General features: G+C 34.9%; 6 protein-coding genes. 4 read left to right on the top strand and 2 right to left on the bottom strand.

Translation table 11 applies throughout. From position 1 onward, the window contains the following. On the bottom strand, nt 1–1,069 hold a 1,069-nt coding region (locus ABJI11_RS08210), incomplete at its 3' end, for a saccharopine dehydrogenase C-terminal domain-containing protein (RefSeq protein ID WP_348351118.1). Nucleotides 1,070–1,150: 81 nt separating this feature from the next. Between ABJI11_RS08210 and ABJI11_RS08205 the strand changes: the two genes are divergently transcribed. From ABJI11_RS08205 to pckA, 4 genes are all read left to right on the top strand, one after another. Continuing rightward, on the top strand, nt 1,151–1,543 hold the full coding sequence (locus ABJI11_RS08205) for a DUF423 domain-containing protein (protein ID WP_348351116.1): 393 nt from the start codon (nt 1,151–1,153) through the stop codon (nt 1,541–1,543). 61 nt (nt 1,544–1,604) lie between these two features. Next, nucleotides 1,605–3,071: a DASS family sodium-coupled anion symporter gene (locus ABJI11_RS08200; RefSeq protein ID WP_348351114.1), complete on the top strand. Its 1,467-nt coding sequence runs from the start codon at nt 1,605–1,607 to the stop codon at nt 3,069–3,071. Continuing rightward, nucleotides 3,072–4,199: a glycerate kinase gene (locus ABJI11_RS08195; protein ID WP_348351112.1), complete on the top strand. Its 1,128-nt coding sequence runs from the start codon at nt 3,072–3,074 to the stop codon at nt 4,197–4,199. A gap of 257 nt (nt 4,200–4,456) precedes the next feature. Beyond that, a complete protein-coding gene (gene pckA, locus ABJI11_RS08190) occupies nt 4,457–6,073 on the top strand; it encodes a phosphoenolpyruvate carboxykinase (ATP) (protein ID WP_348351110.1) in 1,617 nt (538 codons plus the stop codon). Between the two features lie 54 nt (nt 6,074–6,127). On the opposite strand, the gene ABJI11_RS08185 is transcribed toward pckA, so the two are convergent. Beyond that, a complete protein-coding gene (locus ABJI11_RS08185; RefSeq protein WP_276493519.1) occupies nt 6,128–6,871 on the bottom strand; it encodes a uroporphyrinogen-III synthase in 744 nt (247 codons plus the stop codon). Nucleotides 6,872–7,465 lie beyond the last annotated feature (594 nt).

The following is a 7,465-nucleotide window of genomic DNA, read 5'->3' as shown; positions in this document are numbered from 1 at the left end:
CTTTCTCGTCTGCTCTTAACGTCCAGCTGTCTTCAAGAATTTTCTGAAGTGCTTGGGCTGGTGTGGCATTTGAGATACCGATGAATTTATTTTGGTCAAAAATGTTCAATTCTAGTAATTTATCCCAACGGATATCATCTTGATCCAATTTTAGGTAATGTCTAAGTTTTAGTTCAACAGAATCTGTTGATGAATAAGGTAGAAATAGATTTATGAACTCGCGATAACTCATGTTTTCTGAGTTTTCAATAGAATAAGAATCATCTGTAGCCCCTAATTGTATGAACATGTTCCAAGCTTTGGAAAATCCTACGCGGCGCATGGTGCCTCTGTAAATTGTCAATACATCCTGTAATTTGTATGCTTCACGATAATTCAAAGAATCGCGATTAGCATATCCTTCAAAACGGCCATATCCTTCAATTTCAAAAAATTCTGTACGCCTAAACAAACGGTGATAAGGTATGTACTTATATGTTCCTTCTTGTATGAACTTGGCTGTGCCGCCTTGTCCGGCAAGAACTACGTTTCTAGGGTTCCACGTGAATTTATAGTTCCAAAGGTTGTTGTCATGTTCAGGTGCAACAAGACCGCCGCAGAAAGACTCGAACAATATTATTTTACCACCTTTATCACGTATGCGATCAATCACTTGCATGGCACTCATGTGGTCTACTCCGGGATCTAAACCTATTTCGTTCATAAAAACTAGTCCCGCTTCTTTCACCTTTTCATCAAGTTCAAGTAACTCTGAACTAACGTATGATGCCGTAACCATATGCTTTTTAAGGCGAACACAATCTTTGGCGACCTTAATATGAAAACGGGCTGGGAGCATAGAAATAACGATATCGGTATTTTCTATTGCTTTTTGTCTTGTGGCATCATCAAAAATATCAAGAGCAATTACAGTACAATGCGCATGTTCGGTAATGGATGATGGAATAGCAGCCGGATTGATATCGCCAATGGTGATTTCTAATTTTTCGGCTTTCGCTTTTTGTAACAGATAATCTAATAAATAGGAGGTTGATTTACCTGCGCCTATAACAAGAATTTTTCGCATCATACGATTTCAGTATTTTTGATTGGTAACGATTTACTAAGGTATCAAATTGTTACATTTATAAAAAAAGTTATCGTAAAAGTTATGAAAAAAACAATTTTAGGAACTGCATGTCTTTTTGGAATGTTGGCTGTGGTGTTCGGTGCATTTGGGGCACATGGTTTAAAAAATTTAGTCGACGCGCAATCTGTAGCCACTTTTGAGACAGGTGTACGCTACCAAATGTATCATGCCTTTTTCTTGTTTGCTCTTGGGTTGTTGCCTCTTGAGTACGTAAAATCTAAGAAAACCATTTATATATGTACGGTAGTTGGTGTTGTGCTATTTTCATTTTCCATTTATCTGCTGTCATTGAATTCATTGGTAGCTTTTGACTTTAAAATGTTCGGTATAGTCACCCCAATAGGTGGTTTGTTCTTAATAGCTGCTTGGGCAATTATGGGTTATGGAATAATAAAATCAAAATTTATAAAATAGCGGTCTAATAAGTCAATTGAGCCTATAAATAGCGTATTTTCAACGTATCAATGGCATTTTCATGACTAAAACAAAATTTTTAGGACTAGTCTTGGGTCCTCTTTCATTTGTATTCATTCTTTTATTTTTTCATCCTGACGGACTTTCAGAACAAGCAAATGCTGTTTTGGCTTCTACAATATGGATTGCAATTTGGTGGATTACCGAAGCAATACCAATTGCCATAACGGCATTATTGCCATTAGTGTTATTTCCGCTTTCTGGCGGATTAGATTTATCATCTACCTCTGGTTCTTTTGGTCATAAATATGTATTTCTCTATATGGGTGGTTTCATTATTGCCATCGCCATAGAAAAATGGAACCTGCACAGAAGAATTGCTTTGAATATTATCAACCTAATAGGTTCAGATGTTAGAAAGATTATTCTTGGTTTTATGATGGCAACCGCATTTCTATCTATGTGGATTTCTAATACGGCGACCTCTGTTATGATGTTACCAATAGGTTTGGCGATTATAAAGCAGTTACAGGATAATCCGGATACTGTGGAAGATGAAAACCAAACTTTTGGTAAGGCATTAATGTTGGCAATAGCTTATAGCGCATCTATAGGTGGTGTAGCAACATTGATAGGTACGCCTCCAAATTTGGTTTTGGCAGGTGTAGTTTTAGATACTTATGGTTATGAAATTACCTTTATGCAATGGTTTGCCTTTGGTTTACCCATATCTATTATTCTAATTTTTATTTGTTGGAAATATTTGACCAAATATGCCTTTAGTTTTAAGCAGAAATCTTTTCCTGGCGGTAAACAAGAAATTAAACGCCTGTTGACCAATCTTGGTAAAATATCATATGAAGAAAAAGTAGTGGCATTAGTATTTGCGGTAACCGCATTTTGTTGGATCACACGTTCATTTTTATTGCAAAAGATATTACCTGGCTTAGATGATACCATCATTGCTATATTTTTTGCTATAGTATTGTTTTTGATTCCGTCGAAGAAAAAAGGAGAGCAACTTATTAATTGGGAAGAAGCCGTAAAAATGCCCTGGGGTATCATTCTTCTATTTGGTGGAGGTATGGCTTTGGCAAAAGGTTTTGAGGTTAGTGGGCTGGCGGTATGGATCGGTGGTCAAATGACATCGTTGTCTGGATTGCCAATAATAATTTTAATTTTAGTGCTGATAGCGGCGGTAAATTTTCTTACTGAAATTACATCTAACCTTGCAACTACGGCAATGTTGCTACCTGTATTGGCACCAATGGCGTTGACTATAGATGTGCATCCATTTGTTTTAATGGTAGGTGCTGCAGTTGCTGCATCATGTGCTTTTATGCTACCAGTGGCAACGCCGCCAAATGCGGTAGTTTTTGGTTCAGGTTTCCTTAGAATACCAGATATGGTAAGAAAAGGCTTTTTTATGAATATTATTTCTATTATTATATTAACTTTTTTTGTATATTTTATACTACCAGAGTTATGGGATATCACTATAAATAGTTTCCCCCAGAAATTTAAATAGATGAAGCTATTACTTATTCCGGATAAATTTGATGGTTCCTTAACAAGTGAATCATTTGCTAATGCCTTTGTGGCTGGGATGAAGAAATCGGGTGTGCCTTTTACATCACGATATATAAAAGCAACAGATGGTGGAGAGGGTTTTTTAAAAGTAGTTGGTAAATATAAGCCTTGTATTTCGATCGAAGTAATTAGTGAAAATCCGTTAAGAAAGCCCATTCGGTCATATTATTTATACAACAAAGAAGATAATTCAGCATATATCGAGCTAGCACATGCTTCGGGTCTAGAATTATTGCAATATGATGAACTTAATCCTATGTTGACCACTACCTATGGTACAGGTATTAAAATTAATGATGCCGTTGAAAAAGGTGTAAAACATATTTATATTGGGCTAGGTACAAGTGCTACCAATGATGGTGGTATTGGTATAGCAAATGCTTTAGGGTATATTTTTTTAAATGACAAAGGTGAGGTACTTCCACCAATTGGCTCAAGTTTACGATTAATTAAGTCTATTGATGATTCACATGTGTCTGAAAAAGTAAAACAGGTGAAATTTTATACGGTGCATAATGTAATCAATCCATTATTCGGTAAGGATGGAGCAGCTTATGTATATGCAAAATATAAGGGAGCCAATGATAAAGTCATTTCAGATTTGAATAAAGGTCTGATACGATTGAACAAGGTGGTGTCAGATAAATATAATGTACATTATAATGATGTACCTGGTGCTGGTGCTGCAGGTGGTGCTGCTTTTGGCTTAAAATCTTTTTTGAATGCAGAATTCTTAGGTACCATTGATTTTATTTTAAAATTATCTGGATTACGGGAAATATTGCATAAAGAGAGTTTTGATTATATAATTACCGGTGAAGGTAAAATTGATAAGCAATATCTTAATAGTAGTTTATTGCAAAGCGTAATAGGCTTGGGTATGGAATATGGAATTCCTGTAATTGCCATTTGTGAACTACTAGAAATCTCTAAAGAAGATTTAAAAGAGATAGGTGTTTTTGATGTATTCGATTTAAAAGACGAGCAGAAGAATCTTGAGTATAATATGAAGGACACAGCTCATCTTATAACTGCAAAAACGGCTGAATATTTCTCCGATAAGTAAAAATTAACTGTCAAAAAAAGAGCTCTTTTTTTATTTATTTCTTAAAAATTTAAGTTCTAAATAACAATAATGTATTTAAAATGCGTTATCTCCTTATAATGTGTATTGAAAGGGGTAAAGTGTCTGCGAATATTTTTTGTTTATAGCGATTTTGTAATTGAATTCGTATTTCGACGAGATATGGTGCTAATTGAGCTTTGAAAATCAATGGTTCAGCTTTTATTTTTTTAGTTTTACACGAACAAATTTTCTAAAGCATGAAAAGCTCAATGACTAATGCGAATACCATATCCCTAGAAAACTACGGGATTACACACGCCAATTTTCATTATCAGGAAACACCAGAAAATCTCCAAAAAGCCACTCTAGAAATGGATATGGGGGTTGAAACTAACAATGGTACACTTGCGGTCAATACTGGTGAATTTACAGGTAGATCGCCCAAAGATAGATTTATCGTAAAAGATGATATAACCAAAGATAAAATTTGGTGGGGTGACATAAATATTCCATTTGAAAAAGAAAAGTTTGATGCCTTATATACTAAGGTAATCAGTTATTTAAACGAGAAAGAACTTTTTGTTAGGGATAGTTATGCCTGTGCAGATGAAGATTATAAGTTAAATATTCGTGTGATCAATGAATATCCTTGGTCAAATATGTTTGCTTATAATATGTTTTTAAGACCTACGGAGAAAGAGTTAGAAGACTTTACGCCAGAATGGACCGTTATCAATGCGCCAGGTTTTATGGCCGATGCAGCGGTAGATGGTACAAGACAGCATAATTTTGCAATCTTAAACTTTACGGATAAAATTGCATTAATAGGCGGTACAGGATATACGGGAGAAATCAAAAAAGGTATTTTTTCTGCATTGAACTTTATTTTACCAGTTTACAAGGAAACCTTGCCAATGCATTGTTCGTCTAACGTTGGTAAAGATGGTGATACGGCAATCTTTTTTGGATTATCTGGTACAGGAAAAACAACCTTGTCAACAGACCCAAATAGAAAATTAATAGGTGATGATGAGCATGGTTGGACGAGTAGGAATACCGTTTTCAATTTTGAAGGAGGTTGCTATGCCAAGGTGATTAATTTATCTGAAGAGCAAGAACCTGAAATTTATGGAGCTATAAAACCAGGTGCAATACTTGAAAATGTAGTTTTAGATGATAAAGGCAATGTTGATTTTGCAGATACTTCTATAACCCAAAATACAAGAGTTAGTTACCCAATTCATCATATAGATAATATTCAACAGCCATCTATTGGTAAGAATGTCAAAAACATTTTCTTTTTAACGGCAGATGCTTTTGGTGTGCTTCCTCCAATATCTAAGCTTACACCTAGTCAGGCGGCATATCACTTTATTTCTGGTTATACGGCTAAAGTAGCAGGTACAGAAGCAGGTGTTGTAGAACCTGTACCTTCTTTCTCAGCTTGTTTTGGGGCGCCATTTATGCCATTGCACCCAACAAAGTATGCTGAAATGTTAAGTAAGAAAATGAAAGAATCTGGGGTAGATGTTTGGCTTGTGAATACAGGTTGGACAGGCGGACCTTACGGCATTGGAACACGAATGAAGTTAAAGTATACTAGAGCAATGATTTCAGCAGCTCTTAATGGAGATTTAGGTCTGTATTCTTATGATAAATACCATATTCATTCTGTTTTCGGTGTTGCACAGCCAAGGAAGTGTCCTGGTGTACCAACTTCGGTACTGAGTCCTAGAGCCACTTGGAACAACGATGAGAAATATTATAACACTGCATTTAAGTTAACAAATGCCTTCAGGGAGAACTTCAAGAAATTTGAAAGCTATGCTAGTGAAGAAATAAGAAGAGGCGGACCGCAACGGTACGCATTTTAAAACAATAAAAAAGCCTTGCATTGCAAGGCTTTTTTTATATCGTTATTGTGCGTTTTATTTGTTTACGCTTATAATATATTTCTGTAACGCCATAGTCATAGAAGGCGTTTCTGGTGTTGGTGCTTTAATGTCTATACGTAAACCGGCATCTGTTGCTGCGTCTACTGTAGAGTTGCCAAATACTGCAATTCTAGTGTCCTTTTGGTCGAAATCTGGAAAATTCTGCAATAAAGATTCAATTCCTGATGGACTAAAAAATACCAAAATGTCATAATATACATTACGAAGATCAGAAAGATCACTAATTACGGTTTTGTAAAAAATAGCTCTTTTCCAATTAATACTAAGTGAGTCTAAAGTGTCAGGTACATCTTGTTTAAGCACATCTGAAGAAGGGAGTAAGAATTTTTCATCCTTGTATTTCTTGATCAATGGTACTAAATCGGTAAATAGTCTTTTTCCTACGTAAATCTTACGTTTTCTGTAAACAACGTATTTTTGAAGGTAATAGGCGACCGCTTCAGATTGGCAGAAGTATTTCATAGAATCTGGTACTTTAAATCGCATTTCGTCTGCAATTCTAAAGAAATGATCTACTGCATTTCTACTTGTTAAGATAATGGCAGTAAAATCATTCAAATCTATTTTTTGCTGTCGCACTGTTTTTGCGTCAACTCCTTCTACATGAATGAACGGTCTAAAATCAACCTTTACTTTCTCTTTGTCGATCAGCTTGGAATAGGGGGAGTTTTCCATTTTTGGTTCTGGTTGAGAGACCAAAATCGTTTTTACTTTCATATGTTGCGCTATTTTAGAAAGCTTCCCATAATAACTAAGGGTGCAATTTCGAGTGCGCAAAGGTACAAAATAAAATAGAAAAAATAGGTGCTTATGAATTTTTGATTATTCCTGAGTACTGTTATCCAACCAATTATATTAATAGCAGTAAAGAGAATTAATGCGATTGTTATTACAATTTCAGAGTCTAAAAAAACATATGCTAAAAATATATTCGCAATAAAGAGCACAATGCCTGCATAATTTAGATATGTTAATTTCTTAAAAATCAACTCATTAAAAGTGTTGTAGGAATTGAAAATGAAACCATTTATTAGCTGGGACATTGTTTTCGCAGTTATAAATAAGAAAACACCTGCAAGAAGTAAAGGAAAAATATAGGGGTTTTTTGCTTCCGTAGGATTTAAGTATGCTCTCCAAATAAAAAAAATAAATAAGGTTGTATTTATGATTTGAAAAACACTCATTAGAAAGTGAAACCAATTAAATAGCTTTTCTTTTTTTGTGTACATGGTTATGTACTTGTTGTTAAAAGGCAAGATTACAAAGTTTAAAAACCTCGGGTAATAGATACTTATGGCTATTAATGGAAAC

The sequence above is a fragment of the Maribacter sp. genome (genome assembly GCF_039968975.1).
In the GTDB taxonomy this organism is placed as follows: Bacteria; Bacteroidota; Bacteroidia; order Flavobacteriales; family Flavobacteriaceae; genus Maribacter.
Note: the sequence above shows the minus strand (reverse complement) of the source record. Positions and strands in the feature narration are given on the sequence as shown.

Excerpts from the sequence above, each read along its gene's own strand:
- ABJI11_RS08205 (WP_348351116.1), top strand. The coding sequence starts at position 1,151 with ATGAAAAAAACAATTTTAGGAACTGCATGTCTTTTTGGAATGTTGGCT.
- ABJI11_RS08200 (WP_348351114.1), top strand. The coding sequence starts at position 1,605 with ATGACTAAAACAAAATTTTTAGGACTAGTCTTGGGTCCTCTTTCATTT.
- ABJI11_RS08195 (WP_348351112.1), top strand. The coding sequence starts at position 3,072 with ATGAAGCTATTACTTATTCCGGATAAATTTGATGGTTCCTTAACAAGT.
- pckA (WP_348351110.1), top strand. The coding sequence starts at position 4,457 with ATGAAAAGCTCAATGACTAATGCGAATACCATATCCCTAGAAAACTAC.
- ABJI11_RS08185 (WP_276493519.1), bottom strand. The coding sequence starts at position 6,871 with ATGAAAGTAAAAACGATTTTGGTCTCTCAACCAGAACCAAAAATGGAA.